This window comes from Mesorhizobium sp. URHB0026 (assembly GCF_054059755.1).
Map to the genome: position 1 here is coordinate 4,886,324 of NZ_JBSSCN010000001.1, position 15,445 is coordinate 4,901,768.

At 63.9% G+C, this 15,445-nt stretch carries 18 protein-coding genes, 1 pseudogene and 1 riboswitch; of the genes and pseudogenes, 7 read left to right on the forward strand and 12 right to left on the reverse strand.

All coding sequences use genetic code 11. The features are described from left to right. Nucleotides 1–4: 4 nt before the first annotated feature. The 3 genes and pseudogenes from ACVWWD_RS24060 to ACVWWD_RS24070 all read right to left on the reverse strand — a co-directional run bounded on the left by ACVWWD_RS24060 (nucleotide 5) and on the right by ACVWWD_RS24070 (nucleotide 2,681). Nucleotides 5–854 (reverse strand): annotated as a pseudogene (locus ACVWWD_RS24060) (ABC transporter permease). Continuing rightward, complete coding sequence (locus tag ACVWWD_RS24065; RefSeq protein ID WP_352548548.1) at nucleotides 841–1,665, reverse strand: ABC transporter ATP-binding protein; 825 nt, start codon at nucleotides 1,663–1,665, stop codon at nucleotides 841–843. Before ACVWWD_RS24065 ends, ACVWWD_RS24060 begins: the two are co-directional and overlap by 14 nt. Before the next feature lie 11 nt (nucleotides 1,666–1,676). Continuing rightward, nucleotides 1,677–2,681, reverse strand: coding sequence for an ABC transporter substrate-binding protein (locus tag ACVWWD_RS24070; protein WP_015317382.1), 1,005 nt, complete (start codon nucleotides 2,679–2,681; stop codon nucleotides 1,677–1,679). A 268-nt stretch (nucleotides 2,682–2,949) separates the two neighbouring features. On the opposite strand from ACVWWD_RS24070, the gene ACVWWD_RS24075 reads away from it, so the two are divergent. Next, nucleotides 2,950–3,333, forward strand: a complete 384-nt coding sequence (locus ACVWWD_RS24075) for a RidA family protein (RefSeq protein ID WP_023769817.1) — start codon at nucleotides 2,950–2,952, stop codon at nucleotides 3,331–3,333. A 55-nt stretch (nucleotides 3,334–3,388) separates the two neighbouring features. Then, entirely contained in the window at nucleotides 3,389–4,192 is an 804-nt protein-coding gene (locus tag ACVWWD_RS24080) for a creatininase family protein (protein WP_023782611.1), read from the forward strand. Here ACVWWD_RS24080 and ACVWWD_RS24085 read toward each other — a convergent pair whose 3' ends face one another. Together ACVWWD_RS24085 and cobD are read right to left on the reverse strand one after the other, a co-directional pair. Further along, entirely contained in the window at nucleotides 4,193–4,702 is a 510-nt protein-coding gene (locus tag ACVWWD_RS24085; RefSeq protein WP_023769815.1) for a tyrosine phosphatase family protein, read from the reverse strand. Then, a complete protein-coding gene (cobD, locus tag ACVWWD_RS24090; RefSeq protein WP_352548553.1) occupies nucleotides 4,699–5,745 on the reverse strand; it encodes a threonine-phosphate decarboxylase CobD in 1,047 nt (348 codons plus the stop codon). The genes ACVWWD_RS24085 and cobD overlap by 4 nt, the downstream gene beginning before the upstream one ends. On the opposite strand from cobD, the gene cbiB reads away from it, so the two are divergent. Beyond that, nucleotides 5,744–6,718: an adenosylcobinamide-phosphate synthase CbiB gene (gene cbiB, locus ACVWWD_RS24095; protein ID WP_352548555.1), complete on the forward strand. Its 975-nt coding sequence runs from the start codon at nucleotides 5,744–5,746 to the stop codon at nucleotides 6,716–6,718. The genes cobD and cbiB overlap by 2 nt on opposite strands. Here cbiB and cobO read toward each other — a convergent pair. From cobO to ACVWWD_RS24115, 4 genes are read right to left on the reverse strand one after another with little or no spacing between them, the layout of a single operon-like run. After that, the gene (gene cobO / locus ACVWWD_RS24100; protein ID WP_352548557.1) at nucleotides 6,715–7,323 is read right to left on the reverse strand and encodes a cob(I)yrinic acid a,c-diamide adenosyltransferase; all 609 of its coding nucleotides are present in this window, start codon (nucleotides 7,321–7,323) and stop codon (nucleotides 6,715–6,717) included. The two genes, cbiB and cobO, sit on opposite strands and share 4 nt — an antisense overlap. Before the next feature lies 1 nt (nucleotide 7,324). Beyond that, nucleotides 7,325–7,840 carry a bifunctional adenosylcobinamide kinase/adenosylcobinamide-phosphate guanylyltransferase gene (gene cobU, locus ACVWWD_RS24105; protein ID WP_023769811.1) on the reverse strand — a complete coding sequence of 172 codons (516 nt, stop codon included), beginning with the start codon at nucleotides 7,838–7,840 and terminating at the stop codon, nucleotides 7,325–7,327. Then, nucleotides 7,833–8,636, reverse strand: coding sequence for a CbtA family protein (locus ACVWWD_RS24110; RefSeq protein WP_457103453.1), 804 nt, complete (start codon nucleotides 8,634–8,636; stop codon nucleotides 7,833–7,835). The genes cobU and ACVWWD_RS24110 overlap by 8 nt, the downstream gene beginning before the upstream one ends. A gap of 15 nt (nucleotides 8,637–8,651) precedes the next feature. After that, nucleotides 8,652–8,831, reverse strand: a complete 180-nt coding sequence (locus ACVWWD_RS24115; protein ID WP_015317373.1) for a CbtB domain-containing protein — start codon at nucleotides 8,829–8,831, stop codon at nucleotides 8,652–8,654. Between the two features lie 36 nt (nucleotides 8,832–8,867). Further along, nucleotides 8,868–9,066: riboswitch (cobalamin riboswitch) on the reverse strand. A gap of 141 nt (nucleotides 9,067–9,207) precedes the next feature. Between ACVWWD_RS24115 and ACVWWD_RS24120 the strand changes: the two genes are divergently transcribed. Beyond that, nucleotides 9,208–9,795: an aromatic ring-hydroxylating oxygenase subunit alpha gene (locus ACVWWD_RS24120; RefSeq protein ID WP_457103454.1), complete on the forward strand. Its 588-nt coding sequence runs from the start codon at nucleotides 9,208–9,210 to the stop codon at nucleotides 9,793–9,795. After that, entirely contained in the window at nucleotides 9,785–10,375 is a 591-nt protein-coding gene (locus tag ACVWWD_RS24125; RefSeq protein WP_457103643.1) for an SRPBCC family protein, read from the forward strand. The genes ACVWWD_RS24120 and ACVWWD_RS24125 overlap by 11 nt, the downstream gene beginning before the upstream one ends. Nucleotides 10,376–10,515: 140 nt before the next feature. Here the strand turns inward: ACVWWD_RS24125 and ACVWWD_RS24130 are convergent, their stop codons facing one another. Continuing rightward, complete coding sequence (locus ACVWWD_RS24130) at nucleotides 10,516–11,715, reverse strand: MFS transporter (protein ID WP_352551652.1); 1,200 nt, start codon at nucleotides 11,713–11,715, stop codon at nucleotides 10,516–10,518. Nucleotides 11,716–11,951: 236 nt separating this feature from the next. Between ACVWWD_RS24130 and ACVWWD_RS24135 the strand changes: the two genes are divergently transcribed. Beyond that, entirely contained in the window at nucleotides 11,952–12,950 is a 999-nt protein-coding gene (locus tag ACVWWD_RS24135) for a heparan-alpha-glucosaminide N-acetyltransferase (RefSeq protein ID WP_352551654.1), read from the forward strand. Next, on the forward strand, nucleotides 12,947–13,453 hold the full coding sequence (locus ACVWWD_RS24140) for a methyltransferase family protein (RefSeq protein ID WP_352551656.1): 507 nt from the start codon (nucleotides 12,947–12,949) through the stop codon (nucleotides 13,451–13,453). The genes ACVWWD_RS24135 and ACVWWD_RS24140 overlap by 4 nt, the downstream gene beginning before the upstream one ends. Nucleotides 13,454–13,459: 6 nt before the next feature. Here the strand turns inward: ACVWWD_RS24140 and ACVWWD_RS24145 are convergent, their stop codons facing one another. Both ACVWWD_RS24145 and mgtE read right to left on the reverse strand, forming a co-directional pair. Continuing rightward, complete coding sequence (locus ACVWWD_RS24145; protein WP_006203215.1) at nucleotides 13,460–13,846, reverse strand: MerR family transcriptional regulator; 387 nt, start codon at nucleotides 13,844–13,846, stop codon at nucleotides 13,460–13,462. A 139-nt stretch (nucleotides 13,847–13,985) separates the two neighbouring features. Beyond that, nucleotides 13,986–15,404 (reverse strand): magnesium transporter, encoded by a 1,419-nt coding sequence (mgtE, locus tag ACVWWD_RS24150; protein ID WP_023782619.1) that lies wholly within the window; start codon nucleotides 15,402–15,404, stop codon nucleotides 13,986–13,988. Nucleotides 15,405–15,445: the final 41 nt, after the last annotated feature.

Consider the following 15,445-nt stretch of genomic DNA (forward strand, 5'->3'; position numbering starts at 1 on the left):
AGGCCTAACGCTCCTGCTTCAGCGCGCTCTCGTGCCAGCGCCGCAAAATGAGATGCGAAATCAGCGACAGCACGAGGAAGATCAGGATGCCGGTGAGCGAGATCAGGAACAGCGCCGCGAACAGCCTTGGCGCGTTGAGCCGGTTAACCCGCTTCGATGATGCGCGAGGCAAGCCCGGACGACTGGCCAGTGGCGCCGGCGACGAACTCGGCCACCACGGCGCCGATCAGCGACAGGCCGCCGGCGATCTTCAGCCCGCCGAGGAAATACGGCATCGCCGCCGGCAGTCTGAGATAGCGCAACTGCTGCCAGCGCGTCGCGCCGTTGAGTTTGAACAGGTCGCGCAAATTGCGGTCGACCGAGTTGAGGCCGAGCGTGGTGTTGGACAGGATCGGGAAGAAGGCGACGATCCAGGCGCAGAGCAGGAGCTTGGTCATCTGATTGTCGACATAGATGTTGATCAGCGGAAAGATCGCCACGATCGGTGTAACCTGCAGCACGATGGCGAAGGGGAAGAACGACATCTCCACCCACTTCGACTGGGCGAACAAGACCGCCAGGCCGACGCCACCGACAACCGCCAGCAGCAGGCTGAGGAAGGTGATGCGCAAGGTGACCAGCAGTGCGGAAAACAGCAGGCCGGCATCGTTGTAGAGCGTCCTCAGCACAACGCCGGGGCGCGGCAGGATGTATTGCGGGATCTCGTTCCACACGCAGATGCGGTCCCACAGCCAGATCGCCAGGATCATGATCGCCAGCGGCAGAACCCAGCGGCCGATCCGCTCAAACCGCTCCTGGCGCACACGGCGCGCTTCCTCGGGGTCGAGTTTCAACGTGCCGTCAATGGCTGTCATGATGCGAGCCCACTGTTGAATTGATGGCATTGACCAACACATCCGAGGCTTGCCGGCAAAGGGCCGCATAGTCAGGCGAGGTGCGAAACGCCTCATCGCGCGGATAGGAGGCCTCGATCGCGAGTTCGTCGAATACCCTGCCCGGCCGAGCCGCCATGACCACGACGCGGTTGGAGAGAAACACGCTTTCGAACACACTGTGAGTGACGAAGACGACGGTGAAGCGTTCGTCTTGCCACAGTTCCAGCAGGTCGTTGTTGAGCTTGAAGCGGGTGATCTCGTCGAGTGCCGCGAACGGCTCGTCCATCAACAGCACGCGTGGCTTGGTCACCATGGCGCGCGCGATCGAGACGCGCATCTTCATGCCGCCGGAGAGTTCGCGCGGCACGGCGTCCTCGAAGCCGGTGAGGTGCACCCGCGCCAGCATCTCCGTTATCGCCGGGGCGGCTTTGGCGCGGGAGATGCCTTTCAGCCTGAGCGGCAGCCAGACATTGTCGAAGACGCTGGCCCAGGGCAGCAGCGTCGGCTCCTGGAAGACGAAGCCGATATTGGCGCGGTCGAGCGAACCGCCGCCGCGCCAGTCGAGCACGCCGGATGTCGGCGTCGACAGGCCGGCGATCAGCCGCAGCGCCGTTGACTTGCCGCAGCCTGACGGCCCGAGCAGGCTGAGGAAATCGCCTTCCCGGATCGTCAGGTCGACAGAGTTCAGCGCCGTCACGCCGTTCGAAAACACCTTGCCGACGCCGCGCAGCGCCAGCAAGGTCGGAGCGACTTCCAAGGCTGGCGCTTGCGCCACCTGTTCGCGCATCATGCCGGGCCGGCCTATTTCTTCAGCTCGAGCCCGACACCCTTGTTGATGAAGGCCAGCGTGTAGGCTTTCGTGATGTCGATGCCTTCTGGCGTGACCTTGGCCTTGACCATCTTGTCGTAGAAGCTCTTGATACGTTCTTCCTTCATGGCGCCGATGCCGAGCTTCTCGGTGTCGCCGGAATCGGCCAGGCCGAACTTCTTCATCTGCTCGATCGAGAAGGCGATCTGCTCGTCGCTCATGTCAGGATTGTCTTTCTTGATCATGTCGTTAGCGGCCTTGTTGTCACCGTAGAGGTATTTGTACCAGCCCTTGGCCGAGCCATCGACGAAGCACTGGACCACCTCAGGCTTCTTGTCGATCGTCTCCTGCATCACCTCGATCGTGGTCGAATAGGTGTCCCAGCCATAGTCGGCGAGCAGGAACTGGTTCGGCACGAAGCCGCCTTCCTTCTTGACCGCGAACGGCTCCGAGGTGACGTAGCCCTGCTGGATCGACTTCTTGTTGGCGAGGAAAGGCGCGGTGTTGTAGGTGTAGGGCACGCGCTTTGAAGCGTCGAAACCGAGCTCTATGACCATCCACTGGAAGAAGGTCTGCACACCTTCGTCGCCCAGTATGTATTGCTCGGCGTTCTTGAGGTCTTCCCATTTGTCGAGCCCCTCGCCAGGGTGGGACATGATGACCTGCGGGTCCTTCTGGAAGTCGGCTGCCACCACACGCATCGGAATGCCTTGCTGGACGGCGTCGAAGGCCGACAGCAAATTGCCGCCCATGTAGAAATCTATCTTGCCGGCGAGCAGCATCGGCCGGCCGCTGACCTGCGGGCCGCCCTGCATGATGGTGACGTCGAGACCGCAGGCGGCGTAGGTGCCATCGGCCACGGCCTGGTAATAGCCGCCATGTTCCGGCTCGGCGAGCCAGTTGGTGCCGAAAGTGACTTTTTCATTCGCCGCCGCGCCCAGCGTGCTGGCCGCAAGCAGTGCCACCACCGCGGCCGAAATCTTCTGTTTCACGTACATTGACCACCGCCCTTTATTTGCACCGGCGCGTTGCGCGCCGTGCTTGACACCAAAGATTCAAGAAGCAAGACACATGCCACCAGCGTCACGCGCCGGGACCCGCCCGCCTGCACCACAGCCATCTGCGAAAGCCGGAAAGGTCGTGCTGCACCGAAGCGCATCGTGCCTATTTTTTGAACGCCTGTCCACAATCGCACGGGCGACATGCACCACCATCTTGATGGTGCAATGCCTCCGGCCTTAGGCTGGCGATATCCAGGAGATCGCCATGTTCAAGTTCCTCACCCCTAAGTCGATCAAGCCGCCCTTTGCCCGCTACAGCCACGGCGTCGAGGTGCCGGCCGGGAAGCGGCTGGTGCTGTGCTCGGGCCAGGTCGCCATCACGGCGGACGACCAGATACCGGAAGACGCCGGCGCGCAGGCCGAACTCTGCTTCAGGAACATCGCGGCGGTTCTGGGCGAAGCCGGGCTGGGACTTGGCGACATCGTTCGCATCAACGCCTACGTCACCGACCGCAGCCATCTGCGGCCCTACATGGAGGTCCGCGACCGGCTGTTTTCCAGCCCGGCGCCAGCCTCGACGCTGATGATCGTTTCCGGCTTTGCCCGGCCCGAATTCAAGGTCGAGGTCGAGGCCATCGCGGCCGGGTGATCGACAGGCCGGCCGCACCGCGCTAGGTCTGACCTGATCATTGAAGAGGCGCGACATGACTACTGGCAAGAAACGCGTATGGTGGGGCGACTACCGGACCACCGAATACGCCTCGATCGATCCCGAGGCGACAATCGCGGTGCTGCCGCTGGCGGCGATCGAGCAGCATGGACCGCATCTGCCCGTCTCGACCGACACTTCGATCATGAACGGCATGCTCGATACGGTGATTTCACGCTTGCCCGACGATCTCGATATCCGCATCCTGCCGGTCCAGGCGGTGGGCAAGTCGAACGAGCATCTGCACGCGCCGGGCACATTGACCCTGCCGGCAACGACGCTGGTCGACGCTTGGACCGAGCTTGGCGTCTCGATCGCGCGCGCCGGCGTGCGCAAGCTCATCGTCGTCAATTCGCATGGCGGCAATGAGGAGATCATGGGCATCGTCACGCGGGAATTGCGCGTGCGCGAAAAGATGCTGGCGGTGAAGACCAGTTGGCAGCGCTTTGGCCGCCCGGCCGGCATGTACACCGAACTCGAGGATCGTCATGGCATTCATGGCGGCGATGTCGAGACGTCGCTGATGCTGCATTTCCGGCCCGATCTCGTCGACATGGGCAAGGCCGACAATTTCGTTTCCAATGTCGCCAAGGCCGAGCAGGAATTCTCGCTGTTGCGCCAGACAGGCACCCACGCCTTCGCCTGGATCGCCAGCGATCTCAACCCGAACGGCGTGGTCGGTGACGCCAGCATCGCGACAGCCGAGAAAGGCCGGCTGACCTCGGAATATCAGGCTGACGGGTTCATCAACCTGGTGCGCGATGTGCGCAAGGCCAAGCTCGCGGAGTGGCTGAAATAGCTAACCGTCGATCTTGAGCGCGAACGGCGTGCCTTCAAAGGCGTCGGCGCCGCGCCCAATCGATTCGATCGCCTCGATCATGCGGCCGTTGCGCTCGAGCAGCGCGTCGGCCACCGCGATCAGCCGCGGATTGGGGGTCGCCGAAGGCGACAGCGCTCGCAGCGTCTGCGCCAGTTCCACCTCGTTGCGTTTCGGCGCCAAAGCCGCGGCGATGATATAGGCCGAGGCGGTCGAACGGCTGATGCCGGCATAGCAGTGCACCAGCATTGGTCTCGCCCGGTCCCAGCGGCGTGCGAAATCGAGCAGGTTACGGACATGCTCCTCGCCCGGCATGGTCATGCCGTCCTGCGCCACGGCGATGTCGTGCATGACCAGGTGCAGATGGTTTTCCCGAGCGATCGAGGCCGGTCGGATTACGTCCGTTCCGGCGGCGAGCAGCGACAGCATGCGGTCGGCGCCGGTCCTGGCCACCACTTCCTCGATCTTCGCCAGCGAGCAGACATGGATCATTGTTTGAAACCTTTCGACCGATCCTCGCGCCGCGACGCCCAATCGGCAAGGGCGGATTCGAGCCTGCGCCATTCCTCCTCGCTCCCCGGCAGGCCGGCGCGCAGGGCATGCGGCCGTTCGGAGAAATGCCGCAGCAGGATACCGCTCTGGCCAAGCCCGGAAAACAGGCCGCTGGCATCGGGCAGGCTGAGATAGCGGAACAGCGTGGTGCCCCCCGCGACGGGAACGCCGAAACGGCTAAACAGCGCGTCGAGCCGCCCCGTCGCTTCCGCCAGCGAGGCCCGCATCGCATCCTGCCAGTCGAGATCGGCGAGCGCGCGGATGCCGTATTCCAGGGCCGGTCCTGCGACAGCCCATGGCCCGAACTGCATGTCCAGCCGTTCAGCGGTCGGCGTGTCGGCAAGCGCGAACCCGAGCCGCAGGCCGGCCAGACCAAAGAACTTGCCGAAGGAACGCAGCACGACGATGCCGCCCTGGCCGACATCGCCGGCGAGGCCGTGCTCGCGTGGGCCCACATCCATGAACGCCTCGTCGACGACCAGCAGCCCGCCCTTGGCGCGAAGTCCGGCGGCCAGCACCAGCAACCGGTCGCGCTCGATGATGCGCCCATCCGGATTGTTCGGATTGACGATGATGGCGAGGTCCGCTTCCGCCAACGTCGCGAAATCGCTGGCCTCGACCACGTCGTGCCCGGCAATCGCCGCCGCCCGGGCGTGTTCGGCATAGGTCGGCCCAAGCACCATTGCCTTGCCGGGCCTCACCAGCGAGGCGACGCGCGGCAACAGGATCTGCGTACCAGGGGCCGCCACCACGCTTGCTGGGGAAGGCGCGCCATAGATGTTGGCCGCAATCTCTATCAATTCGCGCCCACGCGCGGCCTCTGGCAATCGCCACAGCGAGGTGGCGGGCAGGTCGAAAAGCGGGTAGGAGTGCGGATTGATACCGGTCGAGAGGTCGACGAAAGGCAGCACGGCATTGGGGAAAAGCGCCCTTGCCCGGCCAAGACTTCCACCATGGTCCACCGCTCCTTCAAGAAGCTTCATGTCAGTCCTGATCGCTTTCCTGTCATTAATTGTCGAATTCGCCCTTGGTTATCCCGACTGGCTGTTTCGCGCCATCGGCCATCCGGTGACATGGTTCGGCAGGCTGATATCCTTTCTCGACTTGCGGCTCAACCGCGCCACTGATCCCGACGCGCTGCGTCGTCAACGTGGTGTCCAGGCGCTTCTGTTCATCGTGCTGGTGCCGGCGATAGCAGGCCTTTGCGTGCAGCTTGTTCTGCTCTGGTTTGTCCCCCTGGGGTGGATCATTGCCGTCTTTCTGGCGACATCGCTCCTGTCGCAGAAAAGCCTTTACGAACATGTCGAAGCCGTCGCCGACGCGCTCGACAGCGGAGGCCTCGACATGGGCCGGGCCGCCGTTTCGCGGATCGTCGGCCGTGATCCCGAGACGCTCGACCGCGCCGGCGTCTGCCGCGCGGCGATCGAGAGCCTAGCGGAAAATTTTTCCGACGGCATCGTCGCCCCCGCCTTCTGGACCGGGGTCGGAGGGCTCGCCGGCGGCGCTGCCTACAAGGCGGCCAACACCGCCGATTCGATGATCGGCCACCGGACTCCGCGCCATGAGGCCTTCGGCTGGGCGGCGGCGCGCTTCGACGACTGGATCAACCTGCCGGCATCGCGGCTGACGGCGCTGCTGATCGTGCTCGCTTCCCTCCTGGTCGAGGGCGCCGACCCCCGCGGTGCCTGGCAGACGGTGCGGCGTGACGCGAAAAAACACCGCTCGCCCAATGCTGGCTGGCCGGAAGCGGGCATGGCCGGTGCGCTTGGGCTGGCGCTCGCCGGACCACGCAGCTATGGCGGTATCATGGTCGACGACATCTTCATGGGCGAAGGCGGCCGCCGCGATGTCGACAGCGGCGACATCAGGCGGGCGCTCAAGCTTTACCGGGTCGCGGACTACCTGCTGATCGGCTTGTTCGGCCTAGTCGCGCTGATCGCTGTTCTGGTTTTTTAGAACTCGATGCCTTGCTGCGCCTTCACGCCCGCCGAGAAATGATGCTTGGTCACGCCCATCTCGGTGACCAGATCGGCAGCCTCTACCAGCCCCGGCTTGGCGTTGCGGCCGGTGACGACGACATGCAGACCCTCGCGCCGGCCCTTGAGCGCCGCAACTACCTTGTCGAGAGCGAGATAATCGTAGCGTAACGCGATGTTGAGCTCGTCGAGCACGACAAGGCTGATCGAGGGATCGTCGATCAATTCCAGGGCCTTGGCCCAGGCGGCCTCGGCGGCCGCGATGTCGCGCTTCAGGTCCTGGGTCTCCCAGGTGAAACCCTCGCCCATTGCATGCCAGACGACGCGGTCGCCAAAGGCGGCAAAGGCGTCCTTCTCGCCGGTGTGCCATTTGCCCTTGATGAACTGAACGACGCCGACGCGCTTGCCGTAGCCGAGCATGCGCAGCGCGAGACCGAAGGCGGCCGTGGTCTTGCCCTTGCCGGGACCGGTGTTGACGATCAGCAATCCCTTCTCGATCGTCTTGCCCGCAACCTCGGCGTCCTGCACCGCCTTGCGCTTGGCCATCTTGGCGCGATGGCGTTCTTCATCCTTGTCGTCGGTCATTTCACTTCACCTTGAGCGGGAGCCCCGCCACCATGAGCAGCACCGTGTCGGCCACTGCCGCGACCCGCTGGTTAAGTCGGCCGGCGTCATCGCGAAACCGGCGCGCCAACGCGTTGTCGGGCACGATGCCCTGCCCGACCTCGTTCGTCACCACGAACCACGGTCCGCGCGGCCGAGACAGCACGTCCGCCAGCCGTCGGCACGCGGCATCGACGTCGTGATCGGCCAGCATGTGATTGGTCAGCCACAGCGTCAGACAGTCGACAAGCACCGGCTGACCGTCCGGCGACGCCTCCAGCGCTTCGGCGAGGTCGAGTGGCGCATCGATGGTCGACCAGCCCTCACCGCGCCGCCAGCGGTGCAGCGCGATGCGCTCGCGCATCTCGTTGTCATAAGCTTGCGCCGTGGCGATATAGGCCCATGGCGAGGCCAATGCCGTCACCAGGGTTTCGGCGTGCGCGCTCTTGCCGGAGCGCGCACCACCGATGATGAAGGTCAGCCTGCCGCGATCAGGCAAAACTGTCGCGCATGCTGGTCGCCGTGGCGGTGAAGCGCCGGCGCACCACGCCCACGATCGCGCCCAGCACCAGCCAGAAGACCAGATTGGTCACCGTCACCGCCACCACGAACTGATGGTGCAGGCCTTCCGGGATCGGCGTCTCGAAACTGTCGGGCTGCGGCGCGCCGACGACATGCGGCGCGACGATCAGCAAGACGGCGAGGATGGTCAATGGCAACGATCTGCGAAACACGATCAGGCCTAGGCCGATCGCGGTCGCGGCCGCCGTTGCCGTCCACCAGATCTGGCGCGGCAGAAGATCGGCCGCCGGCATTGCCGGCAGTTCCGGCTGCAGTCCGAGGCCCGGTGCCAGTGTGAACACGGCAAAGCCGGCCAAGCCCCAGAACACGCCCTGGCGCCAGTTGCCGACGCCACCGAAGAACTCGGAAACCGCGACCAGGACCAGCGCGAAGCCGATGCCGGTGACGATATTGGCAACCACGCTAAAGGCGAAACGCTCGAAACCGTCGGCCGGCGCCCAGCCTTCGTCTTCCTCCGCCGGTGCCATGGCATCGGTGCCCGCGGGCGCGGCAGAGCTCGTGGCATTCCCAGCGGGCGCCACCGTGCTCATCGCGTCATTGGTCGCCGCTGGTGCGGCCGCGTGATCATGGTGGTGGCCGCCGCCGGCCTTTTCGTAGACTTCGGCCTTGAGGATCAGCGGCACGGTGGCATAGGCCTGCATGCAGGCGAGAACGACACCGGCCACAAGCCCCGCGATCGCCGCGACGAACACGACGTTGCGAAACAGATTCATGATGTCGGATCCTCGTTAGTGGCAGGGAAACGCCATCGAGTGGCGATAGTCGTGGGCAGCATTGTGGACCGCATCTATATGCGAGAAGCCGACAAAGCCGACGACGAAGATGCCGAGCAGCGCCGCGAGCGCGAGCTGCATGAAACGGGACTGCGAGGAGACGGAGGCGCCGAGGGAGACGGAAGCGGTAGTCATGTCTTGTCCTTTCGCCCTCCACCCGAGGGCATCGAAGTCAGTTTCCTGTCGCCGGCAGGTCTCCTGGCTCGCGGATAAGCGCCCTTCCCCACCTTCCCGAAGAAAAATCTTCAGTGGCATATGGAGAGGACTACCGCACACAGTTGCGGGGGCAGCCACGGCATTGGGCAGGAATTCCTCCCCGCACCGCATTCCCTCTTGGCTCCAAAAAGGAACCGACGACATCGGCGACTATAAGGAAATTCGCCGCGCCCGGCAAACCAAATTCCGACAGCCGCCAGCGCAGGAGCGTCGTATCGGCGAAGCTGCCTCACCCCGTCCCGATTGACAAACTTCATGGCCGGGTGTCGGCTGGCACCCTCACGGGAAGCCAGCCATGCAGCCCAATGCCAGCGAGCGCGAGCCCTATAACGGCCTGACTCGAACCGAGCCGACGCTGCCCTCATCGGCCTATTGGGACCAGGACAACTATAAGCGCGATCTCGACGCCATCTGGTACAGGGACTGGCTGCTCGTCTGCCGCGAGGCCGATCTTGCCCAGCCTTTGGCGTTCCGCACCTTCCGCGTTGGTACGCAGGAAATCCTCGTGCTGCGCGACGACACCGGCGAGTTGCGTGCCTTCCACAACACGTGCCGGCATCGCGGCTCGCAGCTTTGCCAGGAAAGCGAGGGCCGGCTGAAGGCGCGGCTGATCACCTGCCCGTATCATGCCTGGTCCTATTCGCTGCGTGGCGATCTGGTGCGCGTGCCGTCGAAATCGCTGCCTGACGGTTTCGACAAGGCCGATCATCCGCTTTATCGCGTCGCGCTCTCGGGTGTGGCGGGGCTTCGTCTTCGTCAATCTTGCGGAAGATGCCGCCGGCTCGGCGCAATCCTCCTTCGACCCAGCCTCCGGCGATCTCGGCAACTGGCCGCTGGAAACGCTGGTATCGGGCCATGTGCTGCACAAGGTGATGAACTGTAACTGGAAGATTTTTTGGGAAAACTTCAACGAGTGCCTGCACTGCCCGGGCGTCCACAAGGACCTGTCGCGGCTGGTGCCGATCTATGGCCGCGGCCTGATGAGCCGGCATGACGATCCCGAATGGCTCCGCCACGCCGACAATGACGCGCCGGAATTTTCAGGCGGCCTGCGCGCCGGGGCTGAGACATGGTCGCGTGATGGGCAGACGCACGGGCCGGTCTTCCCGAGCTTGACGCCGGCGGAGCGCAGCGCCGGTCAGACCTATGCCACCAGCCTGCCGTCGATGTTCATCGTCGGCCATGTCGACTATGTCAGGACTGTGCGGCTTACGCCGCTCGGTCCCGAACAGACCGAATTGACCGCAGAATGGCTGTTCGCGCCCGAGGCGCTCGCCGAGACCGACATCGACAACATCGTTGCCTTCGGCACACAGGTGCTGGAGGAGGACGCGGCGATCTGCGAGGTCAACCAGAAGGGGCTGCGCTCGATGCGTCATACAGCTGGCGTGCTGATGCCCGAGGAGTACGACCTGCACCGTTTCCACGATTGGGTGCGCGAGCGCCATGCCGCGGTGACATGAGGTCTGTCGACATTCAGGTCAGGCCAAGCCGAGAAGGGCGGAGGTCGAGAATCGGAACGGAACGTACTTTCGGGGACGTGATTACCGGAAGCGCGGAAACCTGCCGTTCGCAGGCCGGCATCACCTGAATATCGACATACCTACAGCGACTTCGGCAGATATCGCCAGGTCACGAAGCCGCAAAACGCGGCCAGTAGTGCGAGCGTGACGAACACCGATCCCAGACCGAAAAAGGCCAGCACCACCGAATAGACCAGCGGCGGCGTCAGTTCGGAGAAATCGAGATAGGTGCGGTAGACCGCGGCCATCTGCGCGCGCTCATAAGAGCGCACCGAGCGCATGAAGGCGGTCGAACCCAGCGCGTCGAGCGCGATCGTGAAGAAGGCGCCGCACAGCAGGAAGGCGCCGGTGAGCAGCGGCACGGTTACGCCCACGGCACCGGCCGCCAGCAACGTCGCCGACATGGCGAAATAGGCAAATGTTATGGTCCTGCGGCCGCCGAAGCGCTTTCCCGCCTTGCCCCAGAAGATCGCCATGAACAGCAGCGCGTTGCCGGCCGAGACCAGCAGGCCGCCAGCCAATTCGCCCTCGCCGGTGATGACCATGAAGAGCGGTCCATAGACGAAGAAGGTCGTCCAGAAGCAGGAGCGGCCGAAGGCGATCAGCCAGGCCAGCCTGAGCCTCGGCTGCGCGACGAAGCGGCCGATATTGGCGAGCGGATTGGCCGGTCGTGTCTTGCCCGGGCGGATCGACTGGTTGTCGCTCAGCCGATAGGTCCAGAACAGCGCCAGCAAGGCCATGGCGAACACCGCCACCGCGCCATGCGCGGCATAAATGCCGAAGCGCGTATAGAGAAAAATGCCGAGCGTCGGTCCGCCCGTCCAGGCAACCATCGACCAGGCCATGCGCAGCGATTCGGCCTGCATGAAATCGGTCTTGCGGATGTGATCCATGATGTAGAGGTTGAGCGTGATCGACAGCGCGCTGGCGCCCATCACCCGGCACAGCATCCCGGCCAGTTGCCCGGCGAGCGTATGGGTGACGAAGAACAGCGAGCCGATGGCGAGCAGGCAGGCGCCCGCCGTGTAGACCCAGCGCCGCGCGAAGCGGCGGATCAGCATAGGCATGAACAAGGTCACCGACAGGCCGAGCAGGGACACGGCGGTGTAGAGTATCGAGACGATCTGCTCGTTGTGGAGAATCTCGTAGGCCTGGATCGGTATGACGCTCGACACCATGGCGCGGGCGAAGGATTCGACCGCGTAAAGCGAAGCGAAGGTGCGCGCATCCGCGGCCTTGAGGGCCGGAAGCCAGATCGGATGGCGAACATGGGTGGACATTGCTTCCTCAAAGCAGAATCGCGGCGTCAAATCTGCCGTGGACATTTCAGGCCCATTAAGAGGAAACCGACGCACATCCGGTAAAAAGCGAAGCCGGTCAAAGGCTTTTCCGCGCTGGCCCAACCCGGCGCCAGGCGCGGATCCGGCCGCGCGGTGCAGGCCAAGGCGACCGGTCTTCTTCTATCCGGTGCAACCGTGATAGTCGTCCTGGAAGGGCTGAATCAGATCGCGAGACCATGAGCATCCACACGCCGACCGTACCCGTCCCGCAGCCATCGAAGCGCATCGTCGCCATCGATATCTTGCGCGGCATCGCGCTGATCGCGATGGCAAGCTATCACTTCACCTGGGACCTGGAATTCTTCGGCTACACCGATCCCGGCCTGACCGCCTTCGGCTGGTGGAAATTCTACGCCCGCTGCATCGCATCGACCTTCCTGTTCCTGGTCGGCGTCAGCCTCTATCTCGCCCATGGCCGACAGATCCGCTGGAACGGCTTCTGGAAGCGGTTCGCCATGGTCGCGGGCGCGGCGGTCGCCATTTCGGTCGTCACCCGCATCGCCACGCCCGACGGGTTCATCTTCTTCGGCATCCTGCACGAGATCGCGCTCGCCAGCCTGCTCGGCCTCGCCTTCCTGCGCCTGCCGGCGCTGCTGACGCTTGCCGTCGCCGCGCTCGTCATCGCGGCGCCAGTCTACCTGCGCTTCGAGGCCCTCGATCATCCCTGGCTCTGGTGGATCGGCCTGTCGGCGATCAATCCGCGCTCCAACGACTACGTTCCGCTGTTCCCCTGGTTCGGCGCCGTGCTTACGGGAATTGCAGTGGCGAAAATCGCTTCCACTTCCGGCATGAGGGCACGCCTGGCGAACCTGGCGCCCGAAGGCTGGTCCAACCCGCTGGTCTTCATCGGACGCCACAGCCTGGCTTTCTACCTGATCCACCAGCCGCTGCTGATCGGCTGCGTCTGGCTGTTCTCGCAAGTGATGCCGGCGCAGGTCGAAACCCCGCAGGTCAATTTCCTCAAAACCTGCCAGCGCTCGTGCGAGCAGATGCGCAACGCAACCTTCTGTTCGAGCTATTGCGGCTGCATGCTCGAAACGCTCGAAGGTGAAGCCGCTCTTGATCGGCTCTTCAACAACGACCAGACTGCGGACTTCAGGGCGCATCTGTCCGATCTTGCAGCAACGTGCACTGCCAAGACCGACGACAAGATGACGGAGGGAGGGACACAATGATCGGGCCAAAGCCTGGGACCGAACCGAAGCCTGGGACCGAGCCGAAGCCTGGGCTGATACCGTGGCCCCCGGTGATCTACGCCGCCGCCATCCTCATCAGTGTCGTGCTCGGCCTCTACATCCCGCTGCCCTGGATCGGCGATCTCCTTGGCGACATCCTGTTTGCCGCCGGCTGGGTGGCGTTGTTCGCCGTCGCCGTACTCTGGTTCACGGCGATCCGCACCATGATACGGGCCAGGACCACGCTCAATCCCAACGCCGTGCCCGATCATCTCGTCACGACCGGTCCCTTCGGCGTCAGCCGCAATCCGATGTACCTGGCCAACACGCTGCTGTTGATCGGCGTCGCCTTCGTCTCGGGCATCGCCTGGTTCTTCCTGCTTGCCTTCGTCGCCGCCTTCCTCACCCAGAAGGTCGCGATCGAGGGCGAGGAGAAGATATTGGCGGCGAAATTCGGCAAGAAATACCGCGACTATGCAAAAAGGGTCCGGCGCTGGATTTGAGCAGGGCTACGTGTTGACGCCGAGCTCCACCAGCCGCTCGACGCAAGACTCCTCGGCCTGATCGAGTTCGGCCAGTGTCTCCTCGAGGTCGCGACGTTTCTGCCTGAGATCTTCGCGCTTTTCCTCGATGCGCTTGATCATCAACTTGAGCTGCCCGACTTCGCCCGGCGGCTCCTTGTACATCTGGATGATCTCGCGGATCTCGTTGATCGAGAAGCCGAGGCGTTTTCCGCGCATGATCTGCCGGATGAGGTGGCGGTCGGAAGGGCGAAACAGCCGGGTGCGGCCGCGCCGCACCGGCTGCACCAGTCCCTCGTCTTCATAGAAACGCAGCGTCCGCGTCGACACGTCGAATTCGCGGGTCAGTTCGGTGATCGAATAATATTCCCGCATTGTCACTCCCTGCCGGAATTCCAGGCGACCGCCATGCGGCGTCGCCCTTCTGTCCCGAACCAAACCCTTGCCCGCCGGAATCGACGCGGCACCCCGCATGAGCCTCGCACGGCATTTACGTAAAAGTCAATTGAGACACTTACCGGACGCCGAACCACCAACTCGCGAGGCCGAGAAAGGCAAAGAACCCAACGACATCGGTAACCGTGGTGACGAAAACGGCCGAAGCGACCGCGGGATCCACCTTGAACCTGTCGAGCAGCAGCGGGATCAGGATGCCGGCAAGGGCCGCCACGAACATGTTGATGATCATAGCCGCCGCGATGATGCCGCCGAGATTGGGGTCGTGGAACCAGGCAGCCGCGACGATGCCGATCAGCACGGCGAAGACGATGCCGTTGATGAAGCCGACGCCCATCTCGCGGCGGATGATGCGGCCGGCGTTGTAGATGTCGAGATCCCTGGTCGCCAGCGCCCGCACGGTGACGGTCATGGTCTGCGAACCGGCATTGCCGCCCATGCCGGCCACGATCGGCATCAGCACGGCGAGTGCCACGATCCGCTCGATCGTGTGGTCGAACAGGCTGATCACCGATGCCGCCAGAAATGCCGTCAGCAGATTGACGAGCAGCCAGGGAACGCGCGAGCGCGAGGTCGCCAGAATGCTGTCGGAGAGCTCTTCGTCACCGACGCCACCCATGCGCAGCAGGTCTTCCTCCGCTTCCTGCTGGATGACGTCGACGACGTCGTCGATGGTCAGCACGCCGACCAGGCGTTCGTTTTCGTCGACAACCGCGGCCGACAAAAGGTCGTATTGTTCGAATTCCCGCGCCGCCTCTTCCTGGTCCATGGTGGCGGGAATGGCGTGCCGCGTCTCATGCATGACCTCCCCCACCTTGACCGCGCGCTTGGCGCGCAGGATCTGGTCGAGATCGATGGCCCCCAACAACTTGAAGGTCGGATCGATGACGAAGATCTGGCTGAAGCGGTCCGGAAGGTTCTTGTCCTCTCGCATGTAGTCGATGGTCTGGCCGATGGTCCAGAAAGGCGGCACCGCGACGAACTCGGTCTGCATGCGCCGCCCGGCGGTCTCTTCCGGGTAGTCGAGCGAGCGCCGCAGCCTGATCCGCTCGGTGAACGGCAGCTGCGACAGGATCTCGTCCTGGTCTTCCGGCTCGAGGTCTTCGAGAATGTAGACCGCGTCGTCGGAATCGAGTGCCTGCACGGCCTGCGCGATTCGCGCATTGGGCAGATTGTCGACGATATCCATGCGGATCGCCTCGTCGACTTCGGTCAGCGCGGAAAAATCGAAGTCCGCGCCCAGCAGCTCGACCAACGCGCGCCGCTGCTCGGGATGCAGCGCCTCGATGAGGTCGCCAAGTTCCGACTGGTGCAGGTCGTCGACTTCGCGCTTGAGGGTCAGCGTATCGCGGTCGGCGATCGCCGCACCGATCTGGGCAAGGAAGGACGAAAGGACCGCGCCGTCCTCGCCATAAATGTCGGCGTGGGCGTCGTCAGCCGCCTTGGCGGAGGTCGTCTGCTTGTCCTGGCCTTCCACCAGCGTCTCCAGCCATCAGAATCCCGGAAAGGTGCCAATCA

Bases quoted from the DNA above. Each gene is read 5' to 3' on its own strand.
- ACVWWD_RS24065 (WP_352548548.1), bottom strand. From the start codon at position 1,665: ATGATGCGCGAACAGGTGGCGCAAGCGCCAGCCTTGGAAGTCGCTCCG.
- ACVWWD_RS24110 (WP_457103453.1), bottom strand. From the start codon at position 8,636: ATGAATCTGTTTCGCAACGTCGTGTTCGTCGCGGCGATCGCGGGGCTT.
- cobO (WP_352548557.1), bottom strand. From the start codon at position 7,323: ATGACCGACGACAAGGATGAAGAACGCCATCGCGCCAAGATGGCCAAG.
- cbiB (WP_352548555.1), top strand. From the start codon at position 5,744: ATGTCAGTCCTGATCGCTTTCCTGTCATTAATTGTCGAATTCGCCCTT.
- cobD (WP_352548553.1), bottom strand. From the start codon at position 5,745: ATGAAGCTTCTTGAAGGAGCGGTGGACCATGGTGGAAGTCTTGGCCGG.
- ACVWWD_RS24070 (WP_015317382.1), bottom strand. From the start codon at position 2,681: ATGTACGTGAAACAGAAGATTTCGGCCGCGGTGGTGGCACTGCTTGCG.
- ACVWWD_RS24140 (WP_352551656.1), top strand. From the start codon at position 12,947: ATGATCGGGCCAAAGCCTGGGACCGAACCGAAGCCTGGGACCGAGCCG.
- ACVWWD_RS24130 (WP_352551652.1), bottom strand. From the start codon at position 11,715: ATGTCCACCCATGTTCGCCATCCGATCTGGCTTCCGGCCCTCAAGGCC.
- ACVWWD_RS24135 (WP_352551654.1), top strand. From the start codon at position 11,952: ATGAGCATCCACACGCCGACCGTACCCGTCCCGCAGCCATCGAAGCGC.
- ACVWWD_RS24085 (WP_023769815.1), bottom strand. From the start codon at position 4,702: ATGATCCATGTCTGCTCGCTGGCGAAGATCGAGGAAGTGGTGGCCAGG.
- ACVWWD_RS24080 (WP_023782611.1), top strand. From the start codon at position 3,389: ATGACTACTGGCAAGAAACGCGTATGGTGGGGCGACTACCGGACCACC.
- ACVWWD_RS24125 (WP_457103643.1), top strand. From the start codon at position 9,785: ATGAACTGTAACTGGAAGATTTTTTGGGAAAACTTCAACGAGTGCCTG.
- ACVWWD_RS24075 (WP_023769817.1), top strand. From the start codon at position 2,950: ATGTTCAAGTTCCTCACCCCTAAGTCGATCAAGCCGCCCTTTGCCCGC.
- ACVWWD_RS24115 (WP_015317373.1), bottom strand. From the start codon at position 8,831: ATGACTACCGCTTCCGTCTCCCTCGGCGCCTCCGTCTCCTCGCAGTCC.
- ACVWWD_RS24120 (WP_457103454.1), top strand. From the start codon at position 9,208: ATGCAGCCCAATGCCAGCGAGCGCGAGCCCTATAACGGCCTGACTCGA.
- ACVWWD_RS24145 (WP_006203215.1), bottom strand. From the start codon at position 13,846: ATGCGGGAATATTATTCGATCACCGAACTGACCCGCGAATTCGACGTG.